Source organism: Bacillus sp. FSL P4-0290 (assembly GCF_037975435.1).
Classification (GTDB): Bacteria; Bacillota; Bacilli; order Bacillales; family Bacillaceae; genus Bacillus; species Bacillus subtilis.
Genome location: NZ_CP150253.1, coordinates 2,999,901 through 3,019,917, shown reverse-complemented (window position 1 = coordinate 3,019,917; position 20,017 = coordinate 2,999,901). Strand labels below are relative to the sequence as shown.

At 45.6% G+C, this 20,017-nt stretch carries 19 protein-coding genes; 14 read left to right on the top strand and 5 right to left on the bottom strand.

Going from position 1 to position 20,017, the window contains the following annotated elements; genetic code table 11:
- The first annotated feature begins 82 nt into the window (after nucleotides 1-82).
- Together murJ and MKY10_RS15855 are read left to right on the top strand one after the other, a co-directional pair.
- Nucleotides 83-1,717, top strand: a complete 1,635-nt coding sequence (gene murJ / locus MKY10_RS15860) for a lipid II flippase MurJ (RefSeq protein ID WP_015251430.1) — start codon at nucleotides 83-85, stop codon at nucleotides 1,715-1,717.
- 68 nt (nucleotides 1,718-1,785) lie between these two features.
- Nucleotides 1,786-2,505 carry a pseudouridine synthase gene (locus MKY10_RS15855; RefSeq protein ID WP_048655246.1) on the top strand — a complete coding sequence of 240 codons (720 nt, stop codon included), beginning with the start codon at nucleotides 1,786-1,788 and terminating at the stop codon, nucleotides 2,503-2,505.
- A 121-nt stretch (nucleotides 2,506-2,626) separates the two neighbouring features.
- On the opposite strand, the gene MKY10_RS15850 is transcribed toward MKY10_RS15855, so the two are convergent.
- Nucleotides 2,627-2,848: a DeoR family transcriptional regulator gene (locus MKY10_RS15850; protein ID WP_003152337.1), complete on the bottom strand. Its 222-nt coding sequence runs from the start codon at nucleotides 2,846-2,848 to the stop codon at nucleotides 2,627-2,629.
- Nucleotides 2,849-3,137: 289 nt separating this feature from the next.
- On the opposite strand from MKY10_RS15850, the gene MKY10_RS15845 reads away from it, so the two are divergent.
- On the top strand, nucleotides 3,138-3,848 hold the full coding sequence (locus MKY10_RS15845) for an ABC transporter ATP-binding protein (protein WP_015251433.1): 711 nt from the start codon (nucleotides 3,138-3,140) through the stop codon (nucleotides 3,846-3,848).
- The gene (locus MKY10_RS15840; RefSeq protein WP_048655280.1) at nucleotides 3,845-5,002 is read left to right on the top strand and encodes an ABC transporter permease; all 1,158 of its coding nucleotides are present in this window, start codon (nucleotides 3,845-3,847) and stop codon (nucleotides 5,000-5,002) included. Before MKY10_RS15845 ends, MKY10_RS15840 begins: the two co-directional genes overlap by 4 nt.
- Before the next feature lie 39 nt (nucleotides 5,003-5,041).
- Here MKY10_RS15840 and pbuO read toward each other — a convergent pair whose 3' ends face one another.
- Nucleotides 5,042-6,340, bottom strand: a complete 1,299-nt coding sequence (gene pbuO, locus MKY10_RS15835) for a hypoxanthine/guanine permease PbuO (protein ID WP_014480583.1) — start codon at nucleotides 6,338-6,340, stop codon at nucleotides 5,042-5,044.
- A 96-nt stretch (nucleotides 6,341-6,436) separates the two neighbouring features.
- Between pbuO and pepV the strand changes: the two genes are divergently transcribed.
- Complete coding sequence (gene pepV / locus MKY10_RS15830; RefSeq protein WP_015251436.1) at nucleotides 6,437-7,828, top strand: dipeptidase PepV; 1,392 nt, start codon at nucleotides 6,437-6,439, stop codon at nucleotides 7,826-7,828.
- A 33-nt stretch (nucleotides 7,829-7,861) separates the two neighbouring features.
- On the opposite strand, the gene cysK is transcribed toward pepV, so the two are convergent.
- The gene (cysK, locus tag MKY10_RS15825) at nucleotides 7,862-8,797 is read right to left on the bottom strand and encodes a cysteine synthase A (RefSeq protein WP_003229237.1); all 936 of its coding nucleotides are present in this window, start codon (nucleotides 8,795-8,797) and stop codon (nucleotides 7,862-7,864) included.
- A 148-nt stretch (nucleotides 8,798-8,945) separates the two neighbouring features.
- Here cysK and thpR point away from each other — a divergent pair, with 148 nt between their 5' ends.
- The 5 genes from thpR to MKY10_RS15800 all read left to right on the top strand — a co-directional run bounded on the left by thpR (nucleotide 8,946) and on the right by MKY10_RS15800 (nucleotide 14,574).
- Nucleotides 8,946-9,497, top strand: a complete 552-nt coding sequence (gene thpR, locus MKY10_RS15820) for an RNA 2',3'-cyclic phosphodiesterase (protein ID WP_029726422.1) — start codon at nucleotides 8,946-8,948, stop codon at nucleotides 9,495-9,497.
- A 25-nt stretch (nucleotides 9,498-9,522) separates the two neighbouring features.
- Nucleotides 9,523-10,437: a hypothetical protein gene (locus tag MKY10_RS15815; protein ID WP_003229241.1), complete on the top strand. Its 915-nt coding sequence runs from the start codon at nucleotides 9,523-9,525 to the stop codon at nucleotides 10,435-10,437.
- 48 nt (nucleotides 10,438-10,485) lie between these two features.
- Entirely contained in the window at nucleotides 10,486-11,415 is a 930-nt protein-coding gene (locus MKY10_RS15810) for a diacylglycerol kinase family lipid kinase (protein ID WP_003229243.1), read from the top strand.
- A 25-nt stretch (nucleotides 11,416-11,440) separates the two neighbouring features.
- Nucleotides 11,441-13,597, top strand: coding sequence for a type I pullulanase (pulA, locus tag MKY10_RS15805; RefSeq protein WP_015251439.1), 2,157 nt, complete (start codon nucleotides 11,441-11,443; stop codon nucleotides 13,595-13,597).
- Nucleotides 13,598-13,776: 179 nt separating this feature from the next.
- On the top strand, nucleotides 13,777-14,574 hold the full coding sequence (locus MKY10_RS15800) for a phosphotransferase family protein (protein ID WP_009967993.1): 798 nt from the start codon (nucleotides 13,777-13,779) through the stop codon (nucleotides 14,572-14,574).
- Here the strand turns inward: MKY10_RS15800 and MKY10_RS15795 are convergent, their stop codons facing one another.
- Entirely contained in the window at nucleotides 14,575-14,853 is a 279-nt protein-coding gene (locus tag MKY10_RS15795) for a YtzH-like family protein (protein WP_003237926.1), read from the bottom strand. It lies immediately after the preceding gene.
- A gap of 206 nt (nucleotides 14,854-15,059) precedes the next feature.
- On the opposite strand from MKY10_RS15795, the gene trmB reads away from it, so the two are divergent.
- From trmB to MKY10_RS15780, 3 genes are all read left to right on the top strand, one after another.
- Nucleotides 15,060-15,701, top strand: coding sequence for a tRNA (guanosine(46)-N7)-methyltransferase TrmB (gene trmB, locus MKY10_RS15790; RefSeq protein ID WP_004398646.1), 642 nt, complete (start codon nucleotides 15,060-15,062; stop codon nucleotides 15,699-15,701).
- Nucleotides 15,702-15,770: 69 nt separating this feature from the next.
- A complete protein-coding gene (locus MKY10_RS15785; RefSeq protein ID WP_038427838.1) occupies nucleotides 15,771-16,616 on the top strand; it encodes an MBL fold metallo-hydrolase in 846 nt (281 codons plus the stop codon).
- A gap of 82 nt (nucleotides 16,617-16,698) precedes the next feature.
- Nucleotides 16,699-18,399 (top strand): NAD-dependent malic enzyme, encoded by a 1,701-nt coding sequence (locus tag MKY10_RS15780; RefSeq protein ID WP_003229258.1) that lies wholly within the window; start codon nucleotides 16,699-16,701, stop codon nucleotides 18,397-18,399.
- A gap of 52 nt (nucleotides 18,400-18,451) precedes the next feature.
- On the opposite strand, the gene MKY10_RS15775 is transcribed toward MKY10_RS15780, so the two are convergent.
- Nucleotides 18,452-18,769: a PepSY domain-containing protein gene (locus MKY10_RS15775; RefSeq protein WP_014477682.1), complete on the bottom strand. Its 318-nt coding sequence runs from the start codon at nucleotides 18,767-18,769 to the stop codon at nucleotides 18,452-18,454.
- A gap of 158 nt (nucleotides 18,770-18,927) precedes the next feature.
- Here MKY10_RS15775 and MKY10_RS15770 point away from each other — a divergent pair, with 158 nt between their 5' ends.
- The gene (locus MKY10_RS15770; RefSeq protein WP_015251442.1) at nucleotides 18,928-20,001 is read left to right on the top strand and encodes a M42 family metallopeptidase; all 1,074 of its coding nucleotides are present in this window, start codon (nucleotides 18,928-18,930) and stop codon (nucleotides 19,999-20,001) included.
- Nucleotides 20,002-20,017: the final 16 nt, after the last annotated feature.

Here is a 20,017-nt window from a genome sequence, read left to right as displayed (position 1 = left end):
TTTTGTATTTATTACCGTCTAAATGCCCAGTTGTGGTAAAATAGAAAAGTTGAATCTTCGTAGAAAATGGTGATGAAGAAACATGTCAAGCAAACTGTTAAGAGGCACGTTTGTATTAACGCTCGGTACATATATATCGCGGATTCTGGGGATGGTCTATTTAATTCCCTTCAGCATTATGGTCGGGGCGACAGGCGGTGCATTATTTCAATACGGATACAACCAATACACTTTATTTTTGAATATTGCTACGATGGGCTTTCCGGCCGCTGTTTCTAAATTTGTTTCCAAATATAATTCAAAAGGGGATTATGAGACAAGCAGGAAAATGCTCAAGGCGGGCATGTCGGTTATGCTCGTCACAGGAATGATAGCCTTTTTCATTCTGTATCTATCGGCTCCGATGTTTGCGGAAATATCGCTGGGAGGCAAGGATAATAACGGCTTGACAATTGATCATGTCGTTTATGTCATCCGCATGGTCAGCTTAGCGCTTTTGGTCGTACCGATTATGAGCCTTGTCCGCGGATTCTTTCAAGGGCACCAAATGATGGGTCCGACAGCTGTTTCCCAAGTCGTTGAACAGATTGTCCGCATCATCTTTCTATTGAGTGCGACATTCTTGATTTTGAAGGTTTTCAACGGCGGCCTTGTCATCGCTGTGGGCTATGCAACCTTCGCAGCGCTGATCGGTGCCTTCGGAGGGCTGGTCGTGCTTTATATTTATTGGAACAAACGGAAGGGCAGCCTGCTGGCGATGATGCCGAATACGGGTCCGACAGCAAACCTAAGCTACAAAAAAATGTTTTTCGAGCTGTTCAGCTATGCTGCTCCGTACGTTTTTGTCGGACTAGCCATCCCTTTGTATAACTATATTGATACAAATACGTTTAACAAAGCGATGATTGAAGCCGGTCATCAAGCCATCAGCCAAGACATGCTTGCGATTCTAACCCTGTATGTTCAGAAGCTCGTGATGATCCCGGTTTCCCTAGCAACTGCTTTCGGACTGACATTAATTCCAACGATTACTGAATCGTTTACAAGCGGAAACTATAAGCTGTTAAATCAGCAGATTAATCAAACGATGCAGACGATCCTGTTTTTAATTATTCCGGCTGTTGTTGGGATCTCTCTATTGTCAGGACCGACGTATACGTTCTTTTACGGGTCAGAGAGCCTTCACCCTGAACTGGGGGCAAACATTTTGCTATGGTATTCGCCAGTCGCAATTCTGTTCTCTTTGTTTACAGTCAACGCAGCCATTCTGCAGGGCATCAATAAGCAAAAATTTGCGGTTGTCAGCCTTGTGATCGGCGTCGTGATCAAGCTTGTGCTGAATGTTCCGCTGATCAAGCTGATGCAGGCTGACGGAGCGATTTTAGCGACGGCGCTTGGATATATCGCTTCCCTTTTATATGGGTTTATCATGATTAAGCGCCATGCAGGCTATTCGTATAAGATACTAGTTAAACGAACTGTTTTGATGCTTGTCTTATCAGCCATTATGGGTATTGCCGTGAAAATCGTGCAGTGGGTATTAGGCTTCTTTATTTCCTATCAGGATGGCCAGCTGCAAGCTGCGATTGTTGTGGTGATCGCGGCCGCTGTTGGCGGAGCTGTCTACCTGTATTGCGGCTACCGATTAGGATTTTTACAGAAAATTTTAGGCCGCCGTTTGCCAGGTTTCTTAAAGAAAGGCAGACATGCAGGCTGATGAACTAGATATGATGAAACTGAGGGCTCGCATGCTGCGGGCTTTCTTTTATAAAGGAGAGATTGGGAATGAGACTTGATAAGCTGCTTGCCAACAGCGGGTATGGTTCCAGAAAAGAAGTCAAAGCCGTTGTGAAGGCTGGAGCCGTGATGATCGACGGCAAACCTGCCAAAGATGTAAAGGCGCACGTTGATCCTGATACACAGGAGGTGACCGTATACGGGGAACCGGTTGATTATCGAGAGTTCATTTATCTTATGATGAATAAACCGCAGGGCGTGCTGTCGGCGACTGAGGACAGCCGGCAGCAAACAGTGGTCGATCTGCTGACGCCGGAGGAGATGAGATTTGAGCCATTTCCAGCCGGCAGGCTTGATAAAGATACAGAGGGCTTTTTGCTGCTCACAAATGACGGGCAGCTCGCACATCGGCTCCTTTCTCCTAAAAAGCATGTTCCAAAAACGTATGAAGTCCATTTAAAATCACAGATTTCTCGGGAAGACATCTCCGATTTGGAAACGGGTGTCTACATAGAGGGCGGCTATAAAACAAAGTCGGCAAAAGCGGAAATCAAAACAAACGACAGTGGCAATACCGTGATATACCTGACAATTACAGAAGGAAAATACCATCAGGTCAAGCAAATGGCAAAGGCAGTCGGCAATGAAGTGGTTTATCTGAAGCGGCTTTCGATGGGACGCGTTTCCCTAGATCCCGCTCTGGCACCCGGAGAATACCGTGAGCTGACAGAGGAAGAGCTTCATTTGCTCAATGAGCCGCAAGCATGACAAAAACCCCGCATACCGAATGCGGGGTTTTATTTATAAGCACACAAAAACAAGGCTCAGCAGTTTCTTCGCCCTATTATCTATCGGGCCGCTCTCAGGCGGCCCTATGTAATTTTTCAATTTATGAGGTAATCTTTACTTTCTTTCTCGTTGTCTCCCACTTGCCACGGCTTGGACTATGAACAAGATCATTATATGCCAACACATTTAAGTCTCTTTGAATCGTTCTAGGTGTAATGCCGAATTCGTCAACCAGTTCCTGTGTTGTCACAAGACCTTTTTCTTGGATAAACATGTAAACTGATTTGATTCGAGTTAGCATACGGTTTGTTGAAGGTTTCAAAAAACCACTCCCTATCATAAGATCGGATGGACTTGACTAACCACAACTCACGACTATCAACTGCGTACGAAATAGCAACAAAGGCAGACATCTGTAATTGTTATAATAATTCGCCCTCATTATACACGATATTGCAGTGATGAATCTAGGGATAACTCCTATTAATTTTTTCCAATTCGCGTTGGGCAGCCATCCTTGTTGGATTACTATGTATTTCGGCTCAATATTATTATGGTTAAAGAAACTTTTTTTATTCTGTTTCGTAGTAAATTTTGGAGGTGGGAGAGTTTTGACAAATTTGCTTGAAGCTTCAATAGAACAGGCCGGGTATACAAGCCGAAAAAAAGTGCTCACCGATGTTTTTCTGGAAGTCAGAAAAGGGGAACTAGTTGGACTGATCGGAGCTAACGGCGCCGGAAAAAGCACCGCAATCAAGGCGATACTCGGCCTTTCAGAAGATTTTAAAGGGCATATTGCCTGGAACGACTGTTCATTTGCATATATTCCGGAGTATCCGTCCTTTTACGAAGAACTGACGCTGTGGGAGCATTTGGATCTGATCAGCACACTCCACGGCATTGAAGAGAGTGAATTTGCGCATCGGGCCCAAAGCCTGCTGCAGACGTTTTCGCTTGATCAGGTTAAACATGAGCTGCCTGTCACCTTTTCAAAAGGCATGCAGCAAAAACTAATGCTTATCCAGGCCTTTCTCTCTAAGCCGGATATGTATGTGATTGATGAACCGTTTATCGGCCTTGATCCGATATCGACCAAACGCTTTGTGGACATGCTTAAGGCTGAAAAAGAACGCGGAGCCGGAATTCTTATGTGCACGCATGTACTCGATACCGCGGAAAAAATCTGTGACCGGTTTTATATGATTGAGAAAGGTTCATTATTTCTCCAAGGCACGTTAAAAGATATTCAGGACAAGACCGGATTAGAGGGGCAGTCATTGCTTGACTGTTTTTATAAGGCAGTTCAAGGTGATCGGCCATGAACGGGCGTACGCTCTTTTTTCGAAGGCTGTTTGACTATTACAAGTATCAGTTTAAAGTGTTGCATGCGGTCATTGACTGGACAGTCGCTCTCTATATTGTTTTGCCGGCGATTGCTTTTGTCATCTATCAGTATATTGATTTGATGAATGGAAGAGGTCTTCTTTATGAGTGGTCTGAAGTGGCGGAGTGGAGATGGCTGTACGCTGTGTGTGGGCTGATCATGTTTACAGGCTCGATTCGTACATTTTTAATGGAAGCGGACAAAGTGTTTTTGCTGCAAAAGAAGGAAATCATCTATCAGCTCAAACGGTACGCGCTTTTGTATTCTTTTCTGGTCACGCTGGCTAAATGGCTGCTTCTCTTTTTTATTGTCCTTCCCCTTATCAGTCATTCTGTTCACATCACATTCGCAGAAAGCACTGCTCTATTGTGTTATTTGTTTGGCCTTCATATATTCTTTTTATCCTTAAAGCAAGACAGGATCAGAAAGCCGCGCTCTATTTCGAGATGGATTGGCGATATCCTTGTCAGAGCTATTCTTTTTACTGGTTCTGCTATCCTGATTGTTTTTACTGAGCGGCATTTGATTGCGCTTTTTGGCATTTTATTTTTGCTTTTCTCAGTTATCCGCAGTTTGAAAAAGACGGCTTCGTTCACGGCTTTTGAAGCTGAGGTGACTGAAGAGAAAAAAAGCAGGCTTGCCCTTGCAGGACTTGTGATGATGATGAGTCAGGAGGCGGGAATGCCAAAAGTAAAAGACAGGATGAGAAGAAAACCGTTATTATACCGAAATTCAAAAAGGATATTTAAAAGGCGAACGATCTGCACAGGCTATAAGGAATTGTTTTTTAAAGTCATGCTGAGGAATGGCGAGTATGCGAGGCAGATGTACATGCTATTGTCAGCTTTCACCGTTCTCATATTTGTTTCCCCAATTTGGCTGAAGGTGATTGCGCTGCTGGTATATACAGGGGTTTGCCGTTATATCCTGACGCTTATTTTTGACAAGGTCATGGATGCCCCTTTTTTAATTGGCACCGATAAGGAAAGTGATGAATATTATCGGGCCAGAAAAAGCTGTATCAACATCCTGCACTATGCGTTTGCCGCCTGTTGTTTTTTAGCGGCCGCTGTCTCTTTATTGTTTACATAAAAAAACCCAAACGGCGACGTTTGGGTTTTTCTGTATGCATTATAAAATAAACAGCTGGATGAAAAACAGAATGGCGAAAACGATGACGAGCGGATGAATCTCTCTCCATTTTCCCCGCGCCGCTTTTACGATCGGATATGAAATAAAGCCAAGCGCAATTCCTGTAGAAATGCTGGATGTCAAAGGCATGGCTAGAATGACGAGAAACGCAGGAAATGCCTCGTCCATCTCTTTCCAGTTCATATTGGAAACTGAGCCCATCATCAGGCTGCCGACGATAATCAAAGCAGGCGAGGTGATGGCGGCTATACCGGACAAGGCGCTGACAAGCGGACTGAAAAACATTGAAGCCGCAAACATCACAGCCACAGTCAAAGCCGTAAGCCCCGTTCTTCCCCCGGCTGCGACACCGGCGGAAGACTCGATAAATGCAGTCGTCGGACTTGTGCCGAAAACAGCTCCTACTGTCGTCGCGGTTGAATCAGCAAGCAGCGCTTTTCGCACGTTCGGCAGCTTGTTGTTCTTCATCAGCCCGGCTTGCTCGGCAACTCCGATCATCGTGCCTGTCGTATCAAAAATGGTGACTAATAGAAAAGAAAAGACGACAGCGTACAGGCCGTGATGAATGACATCGCCAAAAGCGGTAAATGGATTTGAGATCATCAATCCTTCCGGCAAATGAGGAAGCGACATAAATCCCTTTGGAAAATGGAGCTGACCGGTGAAAAAGGCGATTAAAGCGGTAGCTGCCATTCCGATAAATAAAGCGCCGCTTACATTCAGCACCATCAGGACCACGCTGATCAAAAGGCCAACCAGCGTTAAGATAACACCAGGTGAATGCAGATTGCCGAGAGTGACCAGGTTTGACTCATCAGCTGCCACAATGCCCGCTTGACGCAAACCGATAAAAGCAATAAACAGCCCGATCCCTGTTGTGATCCCGTATTTTAAATTGTTTGGAATCGCTTCTATAAGTTGTTTTCTTAAAGGCGTTAACGATAGAATAATGAAGAGAACCCCTGCTGTAAATACTGCGCTGAAAGCTGTTGCGTACGTGATGCCGCCATCGCTTGCGCTTACGACATGAAAGGCTAAATAAGCGTTCAAGCCCATGCCGGGCGCAATAGCAATCGGATAATTTGCTGCCAGGGCCATCCACAGCGTTCCGACAATGGAGGCAATAATCGTTGCGGTGAACACCTGGTCGAAAGGAACCCCGGCGTTAGCCAGAATGACCGGATTGACCACGACGATATAGACCATTGTGAAAAAGGTCGTCAGCCCTGCTATGATTTCTTGCTTTATGGATGTTTGCTGCTCTTTTAGATGAAACATAGTATCCTCCAATTACGAACGTTTTAACAAAACACCATTAATATTATTCGTTTTATTTGGTTTTTGCAAGTCATTTCTTGCGGAAAGGGGATCATTATGAACTGGGAAGTTGAAGTGATCAGAAAAAAAGAGGATTTAATTCGTGATACGCAGGAATTTTTGAGAATCAACAGTGTCATGGACGAAACAACCGCTGGACCCGGTAAACCGTTTGGAGAAGGGGTAAATGCCAGCCTGACTTCATTGCTGGAGCTTGGAGAAAAAGAAGGCTTTACAACAAAAAATCTTGACGGCTTCGCAGGTCATATTGAATGGGGGGAGGGCGATGACATTATCGGCGTACTTTGCCATGTTGACGTCGTGCCGCCGGGAGATGGGTGGACGAGTGATCCATTTTCAGCTGAAATCCGCAACGGACGGATTTATGCAAGGGGCGCCATTGATGACAAAGGCCCGACAATGGCGGCATTCTACGCGCTGAAAATCGTGAAAGACATGAATTTGCCCCTGTCCAAGCGAGTCAGAATGATTATCGGAACAGATGAAGAAAGCGATTGGAGATGCGTAGAGCATTATTTCAAGCATGAAGAAATGCCAACAATGGGCTTTGCGCCTGACGCCGATTTTCCAATCATTAATGCGGAAAAAGGGATCATCGATGCTTCTTTACTTATTCCGCACCGCCCAAATCAAGCAGAACCAAAGGCAGTGCTTGTCTCGTTTCAATCAGGCCTTCGCTTAAACATGGTGCCCGACGCTGCGGAAGCTGTCATTGAAGGGCCGAAAAATGAAGAGATTCTGTCTTCATTTAAAGACATGCTCCGCACGACGGATCAAAAAGGGGAAGCTGCAATAGAGAACAGACAGCTCATTTTGCGTATGTACGGTCTTTCCTGCCATGCAATGGAACCGAACAATGGGATCAATGCCGGCATTTTATTGTGCGAATTTCTCCAGCAGACTGAGCTTGACGATGCAGGAAAGCGGTTTGTGCAAGTTGTGACAGATAAGTTCTCAGGTGATACAAGAGGAAAAAAACTGGACATCGACTGTGGGGATGAAATCAGCGGTGAGCTGACATTAAATGTCGGAACACTGCGCTATAAAGAAGGGCAGGGAGGCGAGCTCGGGATCAATATCCGCTATCCTGTGACAGCGGAAAGCAAAGTGATCCGCGATGCATTCGAAAGTGCATCAGAATTTGAGCTGGGAGAATTCAAAGACAGCAAGCCGCATCACGTGTCCGCAGATCATCCGTTAGTCAAAACCCTGCAAAAGGTTTATGAAGGCCAGCTGGGTAAAAAAGCTGACTTAATCTCAATCGGCGGGGGGACATATGCGAGGTCCTTAAAAGCCGGTGTCGCGTTCGGCCCGCTGTTCCCCGGACGCCCTGACAGCGCACACCAAAAGGATGAATATATCGAAATTGATGACCTGCTGAGATCGACAGCGTTATATGCTCAGGCCATTTACGAGCTTGCAAAATAAAAGGACCGGCTTCTGCTGAAGCCAGTCCTTTTTTTAAATAAATGACCATAAATCAGTTGATAAGTACCGTTCTCCTGTATCAGCTGTCATGCAGACCACAACTTTGTCAGGAGAGAGGCGTTTCGCTGTTTCGATTGCCGCGAAGCAGGCAGCGCCTGATGAAGGACCGACAAGAATTCCTTCTTCAGCAGCAAGCCGTCTTGTCGTCGTATACGCGTCTTCATCAGAGATTTTGATAATTTCATCATAAACGTCTTCATTTAAAATCGGCGGTATAAAGCCTGGGCTCGTTCCTACAAGTTTATGAGCGCCAGGTTTTCCGCCGGATAATACAGGCGAACCCGCTGGCTCAACAACATGGACCGTGATATCCGGAAAAAGCTCTTTGAGCGCCTCACCTGTTCCGGTAATGGTTCCGCCCGTTCCAGAGGAGGCTACAAAAGCGCCGAGCGGTTTTCCGATTTCCTCTATTGCCCGGGCGATTTCAGGCGCTGTTGTTTTCCGGTGCGCATCAGGATTGGCAGTGTTATCGAACTGCATTGGAATATAGCTGTTCGGAATTTGTTCGGCAAGCTCCTTCGCTTTTTTGATGCTGCCCGGCATTCTTTCCTCTCCGGGAGTTAATACAACCTCTGCGCCGTAAGCTTTAAGCAGGTTGATCCGTTCCTTCGTCATTGTATCAGGCATAACTAAAATTGCTTTATATCCGCGTGCTGCCGCATTCATGGCGAGCCCGATTCCGGTATTTCCGCTTGTCGGCTCTATAATAACTGATCCCGGCTTGAGTAAACCGTTTTGTTCAGCTTCTATGATCATTTGATAAGCGGCTCTGTCTTTCACACTGCCGCTCGGATTGAAAAATTCAAGCTTTAAATAGACTTGTGCCGCATTTTCCGGCTGAAGCCGATTCAATCTCACTAGCGGTGTATCTCCTATCAGATCAGCTGTGTTTGCAACGATTTTCAACATTGTCATTCCTTTCTGAATAAAACAAGTGTCATATAATATCCTAACATAATAAACGTTTGTGCGAGAGTGTTTTCATACACTGTTCCTCTATCCGCACAGCCTCTTTATTGATAAAATAATAGCTGTCAAAGAAGGGAGTGTCAGACGGATGCCAGATATACGGCCTCATTATTTCATCGGCGTTCCCATACCTGAGGGAATTGCAAATCCGATCTACCAGGCTGCGAAAAACGAACCGGTATTGACGTTTCAAAAATGGGTGCACCCGCTTGACTATCATATCACGTTAATTTTTCTCGGAGCGGCGGATGAGACACAAATAAAGAAGCTTGAAGGTTCGCTAGCAGAGATTGCTTCAGAAATTGACCCATTTTCAATTGAGTTTGACAAGATAGATGTATTCGGCGACCGCAGAAGGCCGCGCGTTTTACATCTGGAGCCAAAGAAAAACAAAACGCTTGATAGACTGCGGGAACATACGAAGCAGGCTGTCCTTCAGGCCGGCTTTCAAGTGGAAAAAAGACCGTATCATCCTCATATGACGCTGGCAAGAAAATGGACAGGCGAAAATGGATTTCCAGCTCATGTTCCGTTTGAAAGCGGCGAGGTTTCGATGATGGCTGAACGATTTTCGCTCTTTCAAATACACTTGAACCAATCACCAAAATACGAGGAAATATTCAAATTTCAATTATCTTAATTCATTGCGGAGTGGAGAAACAAACATGGCACAAATCATCAAAATTCATGATTATATATCGAGATATGAGCTTGATCCGTACCATTATATCAACCAGTTTGTACGTCTGAAAAAAGAGCGCTGGCTTTCACTAGTAGAAGCAGCGGAGCGCCAGCATGAAGAAAGGCAAGCCAGTGCTGAAGAACCGGAACCGGTGCAGAAACGAAAAAAATTTTCATTGAAAAGAAGAAAAGAAGAGATAAAAGCCGATATACAAGAAGAGAGACACCAATGGTTTGAGGACGAAGAAGATATTCATGTAAGGCTCCCGAAGAGCAGGGTGGCGCTTGCTTCTTTTTATAAAAGGCATTTATATGATTTTCAGCTCAAATGGGCAAGCTCTACTCTTTCAGAAATATCTCAACTCTCAAACCAAGTGAAGCAGGACCGCATTTTGCGTTATCTGACCCAGCAGCTGCCTGATTCTTATTTTATTATGTATAAGCCTGTGCTGAAAATTCAGCAGGCGGCGGTTGAATTAAGCATTGTGATTATTTCTCCTCTGGAAATTTATTGCGTTTCTTTTTTAGAGGCTGAGGAAGACAGTGTCTACATAGGGTCTAAAAATCGTTTTTGGGACAAGAAAACAGCCTCTCAGACTGCATCAGTGTTAAATCCAGGGCTTAGCCTGTTTCGTACGGACTCGGTTGTGTCAAAGATCGTAAAGGAAAAACAGGCTGAGATTCCGGTTCGAAAATTGCTTCTGAGCAGAACGTCGTACATCGATTACCCGGAGCCGCCATACGGCTTAGAAATAGCGGATAAGCGGAGCGCGGAAGAATGGATTGAGCGGCAGAAGAAAAACACTGCTCCGATCAAACATCATCAGGTAAAGGCTGCAAAGGCTCTATTGTCTTACTGCATGTCTGACTCCTATCGCAGACAGGAGTGGCTGGAGTAAAAGAGAACGATTTGAGCGGTTTTCTCATAACATAAGCAGGTGAGAAAGATGAGCCATTGGTTTTTTATTATTAATCCGACAGCAGGACATCGAAACGGCCTGCGTGTTTGGAAGTCCATTCAAAAAGAATTGATCAAACGAAAGGTTGAGCACCGTTCATTTTTAACTGAACATCCGGGACACGCCGAGGTGCTCGCCAGACAGATTTCAACGATACAGGAATATAAGCTGAAGCGCCTGATCGTCATTGGCGGAGACGGAACCATGCATGAAGTTGTCAACGGGCTGAAAGATGTTGACGATATTGAGCTGAGCTTTGTGCCGGCGGGCGCGTATAATGATTTTTCGCGAGGGTTCTCTATTAAAAAAATCGATCTGATACAGGAAATCAAGAAGGTAAAGCGCCCGTTAACAAGAACCTTTCATTTAGGGAGCGTCAATTTCCTTCAGGATAAATCACAGATTCTTTATTTTATGAATCACATCGGGATCGGGTTTGACGCATATGTCAATAAAAAGGCGATGGAATTTCCGTTGAGACGGGTTTTTCTTTTTCTCCGCCTTCGATTTCTTGTGTATCCGCTTTCTCATTTGCACGCTTCGGCAACCTTTAAGCCGTTTACGTTAGCTTGTACGACGGAAGACGAGACGCGCGAATTTCATGATGTCTGGTTTGCCGTTGTATCCAACCATCCGTTTTACGGGGGAGGCATGAAGGCGGCGCCCCTAGCAAATCCGCGCGAGAAGACATTTGATATCGTAATCGTTGAAAACCAGCCGTTTTTGAAAAAATATTGGCTTTTATGTCTCATGGCATTTGGAAAACATACAAAGATGGATGGCGTTACGATGTTTAAAGCGAAGGACATTACATTTTACACGAAGGACAAAATCCCGTTCCATGCTGACGGAGAAATCATGGGCACTACCCCGTTTCGTCTGGCATCTAGTCCTTCACCCCTAAGGATCAAAACATAAACGTGTTTGGAGGAGAGAGCTTCCGATGGTCAGCATCCGCCGCAGCTTCGAAGCGTATGTCGATGATATGAATATCATTACTGTTCTGATTCCTGCTGAACAAAAGGAAATCATGACACCGCCGTTTCGGCTTGAGACAGAAACAACAGTTTTTCCTCTGGCTGTCAGGGAGGAATACTCCCTTGAAGCAAAATACAAGTACGTCTGCGTATCCGACCATCCTGTGACATTTGGAAAAATCCATTGCGTCAGAGCATCCAGCGGCCACAAAACGGATCTCCAAATTGGCGCTGTCATCCGGACGGCTGCGTTTGATGACGAATTTTATTATGACGGAGAGCTGGGCGCCGTTTATACCGCGGATCATACCGTATTTAAAGTATGGGCGCCTGCTGCAACCTCAGCTGCTGTCAAGCTTTCACACCCCAATAAAAGCGGGCGCACATTCCAAATGAATCGCTTGGAAAAGGGTGTCTATGCTGTTACGGTCACGGGTGACCTTCACGGGTATGAGTATTTGTTTTGCATCTGCAACAATTTAGAATGGATGGAAACAGTTGACCCGTATGCCAAGGCTGTGACTGTAAATGGAGAGAAGGGCGTCGTCTTGCGCCCGGATCAAATGAAATGGACTGCTCCTCTTAAACCATTCTCACACCCTGTGGATGCCGTCATCTATGAGACGCACCTTCGCGACTTCTCCATCCATGAAAACAGCGGCATGATAAACAAGGGAAAATACTTAGCATTAAAGGAAACTGATACACAAACCGCAAATGGCAGTTCTTCGGGACTGACGTATGTAAAAGAGCTTGGTGTGACACATGTGGAGCTTCTGCCGGTGAATGATTTTGCCGGAGTTGATGAAGAGAAGCCGCTTGATGCATACAATTGGGGATATAACCCGCTTCATTTCTTTGCCCCGGAGGGAAGCTATGCCTCAAATCCTCATGATCCTCAAACGAGAAAAACAGAGCTGAAACAAATGATCAATACCCTGCATCAGCACGGTCTGCGAGTCATTCTGGATGTTGTTTTTAACCATGTGTATAAGAGGGAGAATTCCCCCTTTGAAAAGACAGTGCCCGGTTATTTTTTCCGGCACGACGAATGTGGGATGCCATCAAACGGCACCGGCGTTGGCAATGATATTGCATCAGAAAGAAGGATGGCAAGAAAATTCATTGCGGATTGCGTGGTCTATTGGCTTGAAGAATACAATGTTGACGGCTTCCGCTTTGATCTCCTCGGGATTTTAGATATTGACACCGTGCTTTATATGAAAGAGAAAGCAACTAAGGCAAAGCCCGGAATCCTGCTTTTTGGAGAAGGGTGGGATCTGGCTACACCGCTGCCGCATGAACAGAAAGCTGCTTTGGCGAACGCGCCAAGAATGCCGGGCATCGGCTTTTTTAATGATATGTTTCGTGACGCTGTAAAAGGGAACACCTTTCACCTTAAGGCAGCAGGGTTTGCGCTCGGCAGCGGTGAATCAGCACAAGCTGTGATGCATGGAATTGCCGGGTCTTCCGGATGGAAGGCATTAGCACCGATTGTTCCGGAACCAAGCCAGTCCATCAATTATGTCGAATCACACGACAATCACACCTTTTGGGATAAAATGAGCTTTGCGCTTCCTCAAGAAAATGACAGCCGAAAGCGAAGCAGGCAAAGGCTTGCAGCCGCGATTATTTTGCTTGCCCAAGGGGTGCCGTTTATTCACAGCGGCCAGGAATTTTTCCGGACGAAGCAGGGAGTGGAAAACAGCTATCAATCCAGTGACAGCATCAACCAGCTCGACTGGGATCGCCGTGAAACATTCAAAGAAGATGTTCACTATATCCGCAGGCTGATCTCGCTGAGAAAAGCGCATCCTGCATTCCGTCTTAGGTCCGCTGCAGACATCCGGCGCCATCTTGAATGCTTGACGCTAAAAGAACACCTTATCGCATACAGGCTTTATGATCTTGACGAGGTTGACCAATGGAAAGATATCATTGTTATCCATCACGCGAGTCCAGACTCCGTCGAGTGGAGGCTGCCAAACGACATACCTTATCGGCTTTTATGTGATCCATCAGGATTTCAGGAAGACCCGGCAGAAATCAAGAAAACGGTTGCAGTAAACGGCATCGGAACGGTTATCTTATATTTAGCATCAGATATTAAGAGTTTTGCTTGACGAAGTTTGTGCTATAGCGCTAAAATTTAAAGGACGGCTATTGATTAGCATATGAGACTCTCAATAGCTGTCTTTTTTATTTTTATACGATTCGTACGAAAAAGGCATTCGCTGGATAGACTAGAGACGATTAGCCTTAATTCTAAAATATTTTAAGAAATGATGGGTTGAACATTGATATGAACTGGTTGGGACAATTACTAGGTAGCGATTGGGAGATCTTCCCCGCCGGAGGAGCTACAGGAGATGCATATTATGCGAAACATAACGGGCAGCAGCTTTTTTTAAAACGTAATAGCTCACCTTTTTTAGCTGTTTTATCCGCCGAAGGCATTGTTCCGAAGCTGGTTTGGACAAAACGGATGGAAAATGGGGACGTCATTACGGCCCAGCACTGGATGACCGGCAGAGAGCTGAAGCCTAAAGACATGAGCGGACGGCCCGTTGCTGAATTGCTTCGTAAAATACACACATCAAAAGCCTTGCTGGACATGCTGAAGAGACTTGGAAAAGAACCGCTGAACCCGGGGGCTCTTTTGTCTCAGCTGAAGCAGGCTGTATTTGCTGTGCAGCAATCTTCGCCGCTGATTCAAGAAGGGATCAAGTATTTGGAAGAACACCTGCATGAAGTGCATTTCGGTGAGAAAGTCGTTTGCCATTGTGATGTCAATCATAATAACTGGCTATTGTCTGAAGACAACCAGCTGTATTTAATTGACTGGGACGGCGCCATGATCGCTGATCCGGCGATGGACCTCGGGCCTTTGCTGTACCACTACGTCGAAAAGCCAGCTTGGGAGAGCTGGCTGAGCATGTACGGCATAGAGCTGACAGAAAGCCTTCGGTTGCGAATGGCTTGGTATGTGTTATCTGAAACAATTACTTTCATTGCCTGGCATAAAGCAAAAGGCAATGATAAGGAATTTCATGATGCAATGGAAGAGCTGCATATCCTCATGAAACGAATTGTTGATTAATCAGGAATACGAATCCATTTGCTCTACCCATTGAGACAGGCTGTTCTGATGCTCTTGTATGTGTGAGTCGATGGATTTGGACGATATTCCTGATTGGCTGTAGCGGTAAACATCTTCAAGCACGTTTTTGAAATTTGAATCAAGCTCGGTGTTTGCCATCAGTGATTTAATCACACGCTCAAGCTGCTCGTACTCTGCGACTGTTCCGCAGCAGTCCAATTGATGGTCAGTCAATATATCCTTCAATAAATGAACTTGATGCTCATAATGTAAACCCATAACGGTACACATCCCTTCAGTATCATACGGGTTAAATTGTTCAAAACAGAGCGTTTTTATACATGGGAAAGGAGTGTTCCAGCAGACGGGACCCTCTTTTTTTATGCGCTCGGCCTTAAGAGAGATACACTGGAAAAACGAGCTTGCGGGTCTTTTTAATTCATGGTATGTTGTTAGTCGAAATAATAGATAGAGGTGTCAATCATATGAGAATGCGCCACAAGCCTTGGGCTGATGACTTTTTGGCTGAAAACGCAGATATTGCCATCAGCAATCCTGCTGATTATAAAGGGAAATGGAACACAGTGTTTGGTAACGACAATCCGATCCATATCGAGGTTGGTACAGGAAAAGGCCAATTTATTTCTGGTATGGCCAAACAAAATCCCGACATCAATTATATTGGTATTGAGTTATTTAAAAGCGTCATCGTGACAGCCGTCCAAAAAGTAAAAGACAGCGAAGCGCAGAATGTAAAGCTTCTGAATATAGATGCGGACACGCTGACGGATGTGTTTGAGCCGGGGGAAGTGAAACGGGTCTACTTGAACTTTTCTGATCCTTGGCCGAAGAAACGGCATGAAAAACGCCGCCTGACATATTCCCACTTCCTCAAAAAATATGAAGAAGTAATGGGCAAAGGCGGATCGATTCATTTTAAAACGGACAACCGAGGTTTATTTGAGTACTCTTTGAAGAGCTTCTCTGAGTACGGCCTCCTGCTGACATACGTCAGTCTCGATTTGCATAACAGCAATCTGGAAGGCAATATTATGACAGAATATGAAGAAAAATTCTCTGCACTCGGCCAGCCGATCTATCGGGCTGAGGTTGAATGGAGAACGTAAAGACAGACTCTGACAGGAGTCTGTTTTTTTTATGGGCCGTTTGCTACCATGATGACAGGGGGGATGAAAATGGAAACAATGAAAATTGGAAACATCACGTTGACCTGGCTTGACGGAGGCGTGACGCATATGGACGGAGGCGCCATGTTCGGCGTTGTGCCAAAGCCGCTTTGGTCTAAAAAATATCCAGTCAATGAAAAAAACCAGATTGAACTAAGAACAGACCCTATTTTGATTCAAAAGGATGGGCTCAATATCATCGTTGACGCCGGAATTGGGTACGGCAAGCTGACTGATAAACAAAAACGAAACTATGGCGTGACACAAGAGTCGAATGTGAAACCATCGTTAGCAGCACTCGGATTAACGGTTGCCGATATAGATGTGATCGCAATGACACACCTTCATTTTGATCATGCATGCGGTTTAACGGAATATGAAGGTGAACGGCTCGTCTCTGTCTTTCCGAATGCAGTGATTTATACATCAGCTGTTGAATGGGACGAAATGCGCCATCCGAATATCAGGTCGAAAAATACGTATTGGAAAGAAAATTGGGAGGCTGTAGCTGGCCAAGTCAAAACCTTTGAAGACACCTTAACGATCACAGAGGGTATTACAATGCATCACACCGGAGGCCATAGCGACGGACACAGTGTCCTGATATGCGAGGATGCGGGTGAAACTGCCGTACATATGGCAGATCTGATGCCGACACATGCCCACCGCAATCCGCTATGGGTGCTGGCTTACGATGATTATCCGATGACCTCTATCCCGCAAAAGCAGAAATGGCAGGCGTTCGCAGCAGAAAAAGATGCTTGGTTTATTTTTTACCATGATGCCGAGTATCGCGCCCTTCAATGGGAGGAGGACGGAAGCATCAAAAAGTCAGTTAAGCGAATGAAGCGATAGCATATTTTTATGTTTACCCTGCATGTTTTCCGGCTAATAATGCAAACCTAGTACTAATTATGCTCAGAAAGGAAGAGGCAGGGTGAAACAATTCAGAGTAACAAACGAAGGAGACATTCAAACAACATTAAGAGGCCTTGAAGTGCTCTCTGTTCCTTTTTTGAACAAAGGTGTTGCTTTTACTGAGGAAGAAAGAAAAGAACTTGGTTTAAAAGGCTTTCTGCCGCCCAAGGTATTAACAATTGATGATCAGGCGAAAAGAGCGTATGAACAATATTCCGCACAGCCTGACGATTTGAGCAAAAATGTCTATTTAACGGCGCTGCACGATCGGAATGAAACGCTGTTTTATCGCCTGTTAAATGACCATTTAGGGGAAATGCTCCCGATTGTCTACACACCGACAGTCGGAACGGCAATCCAGAGATACAGCCATGAATACAGAAAACCACGAGGGCTCTATCTGTCAATCGATGACCCGGACGGTATGAAAGAAGCATTTAAACAGTATAAAGATCAAAGTGATACGATTGATTTAATTGTTGCAACTGATGCGGAAGGAATTTTAGGAATCGGTGACTGGGGCGTCGGAGGAATCGCGATTTCTATTGGCAAGCTGGCGGTTTATACAGCGGCTGCAGGCATTGATCCGAGCAGAGTGTTGGCTGTTGTTTTAGATGCGGGGACAAATCAGGAGAGCCTCTTGAACGACCCGCTTTATGTCGGCAACCAGCATTCCAGAGTGCGCGGGGAACGCTATGACCAATTTATTGACGACTACGTTGCGCTGGCGAGAGAAACATTTCCGAATGCATTGCTGCATTGGGAGGATTTCGGGGCGAAAAACGCGCGAAGCATTTTGAAACGCTATAAAGATAAAGTGTGTACCTTCAATGATGATATCCAAGGAACTGGCGCTGTTTCTTTGGCCGCAGTCTTATCCTGTGCAAAAGCGTCTAAAGTTCCGCTGAGAGATCACAGAGTTGTTATATTCGGAGCGGGAACGGCAGGAATCGGAATTGCCGAACAGCTGCGGGAAGCATTGGTGCGCGAGGGACTGAGTGAAGAAGAATCATACAAGCGCTTCTGGTGCATAGACAGAAACGGGCTGTTAACAGATGATATGGATCAGCTTCTTGATTTCCAAAAGCCGTATGCCCGTTCGGCTGATGAAGTGAAGGATTATCAGCGGAACGGAGACGGCGGAGGCATTGATCTTCTTGAAGTGGTCCGGCAGGCGAAACCGACGATCCTGATCGGCACATCTACGGTTTCCGGCGCTTTCACTGAAGAAATTGTAAAAGAAATGGCGTCACATGTGAAACGGCCGGCGATTTTGCCAATGTCAAATCCGACAACTCTTTCTGAAGCAAAGCCGGAGGATTTAATCGAATGGACAGAAGGCCGTGCGCTGATCACGACAGGAAGCCCGTTCCCGCCAGTTGAATATAACGGAGTTACGTATCATATCGGGCAGGCAAACAACGCGCTTGTCTTCCCTGGTCTCGGTCTTGGAACGATTGTTACCAAATCAAAATTAATTACCGACGGCATGTTTGAAGCATGTGCCCGGGCAATCGCAGGTATGGTCAATGTCGGGGTGCCTGGCGCGCCGATGCTTCCAAAAGTTGAAGATTTGCGCACTGTTTCGGCAACCGTTGCTGTTGAAGTTGCAAAAACCGCAATGAAGGAAGGCGTCGCTACGGAAGAGCCTGAAGACATTATACAGGCAGTGCAGGATGCGATGTGGTATCCGGTATACAAACCGATTCGCGCGATATAATAAAAAAGAGCCGCTGCGTGGGCAGCGGCTTCTATTTTTTGCTTGTCCGGTGTTAAGAGGCGATCGTATCAATGACATCAACAATTTCTCCCGTTTTCGCATCCACCATGACTTCATACTGTTCTAATTCTCCGAAAGCTGATCGTGTAATGCCGGTTTTGTATACCTGTACCGTTTCTCCGTTAATATTGTAAGGCTCCGGCTGGGTGTAAATCCATGATCCGTCAATCGGGCCCCGCTGCTTAAAAGCAGATTTTACAATTCGAAGCGCTTTTTCTGAAGAAATATAAGGCTTCATCACATATTGTTTCACAACGACAGCCGTACAAATTCCAAGTCCTGCTCCTAAAAGAAGATGACGCAATTTCAAAATAAAGCACCTCCTGGTTGATCGTACTTTTCATTATACAGAAACAGCCAAATCCTGTTAAGCAATACGCGGCTGATCGAGCAGATTGGGTCAGGGTGCTTGGAAAACTTCATTGTTTCTAATAAAATAAAAGGACTACATAGAAATGAGGGGAAAACATGAATCAAGAAACGAAAGCGCTTTTCCAAACACTGACGCAGCTTCCCGGCGCGCCGGGCAATGAGCATCAGGTTCGTGCTTTTATGAAGCAGGAGCTAGCCAAATATGCCGATGACATCGTTCAGGACAGACTGGGAAGTGTTTTCGGAGTCAGACGAGGCGCAGAGGACGCACCGAGAATTATGGTAGCCGGGCACATGGACGAAGTCGGCTTCATGGTGACATCCATTACAGACAACGGGCTGCTCAGATTCCAGACGCTCGGAGGCTGGTGGAGCCAGGTTTTGCTTGCGCAGCGGGTTGAAATTCAAACAGATAACGGGCCGGTTCCGGGTGTGATTTCAAGCATACCGCCGCATTTATTGACAGATGCGCAGCGAAACCGACCGATGGATATCAAAAACATGATGATCGACATTGGAGCGGATGATAAGGAAGACGCCATCAAAATCGGCATTAGACCGGGACAGCAGATCGTGCCTGTTTGTCCGTTTACGACGATGGCGAATGAAAAGAAAATTTTATCAAAAGCATGGGATAACAGATATGGATGCGGCTTAAGCATTGAACTTCTGAAGGAATTACACGGTAAAGAGCTTCCGAATACACTCTATGCGGGTGCAACGGTTCAGGAAGAAGTAGGGCTAAGGGGCGCGCAGACGGCTTCTCATATGATTAAACCGGACTTGTTTTTCGCCCTTGACGCCAGCCCGGCAAACGATATGAGCGGAGACAAAAATGAATTCGGCCAGCTTGGAAAAGGCTTTTTGCTGCGCATTCTTGACAGAACGACAGTCATGCATCGCGGAATGAGGGAATTCGTTCTTGATATGGCTGAAACGCATGATATTCCATATCAATATTTTGTATCCGGCGGGGGAACAGACGCAGGCAAGGTTCATATTTCGAACAGCGGTGTGCCGTCAGCGGTTATCGGAATATGTTCCCGCTATATTCATACAAACGCTTCTATCATTCATATTGATGATTATGCTGCTGCTAAAGAAATGCTCATCAAACTTGTAACAGCCTGCGATAAGCAGACGGTGGATGCGATTAAAGAAAATATGTAGGTTTCATAAAAGCTTG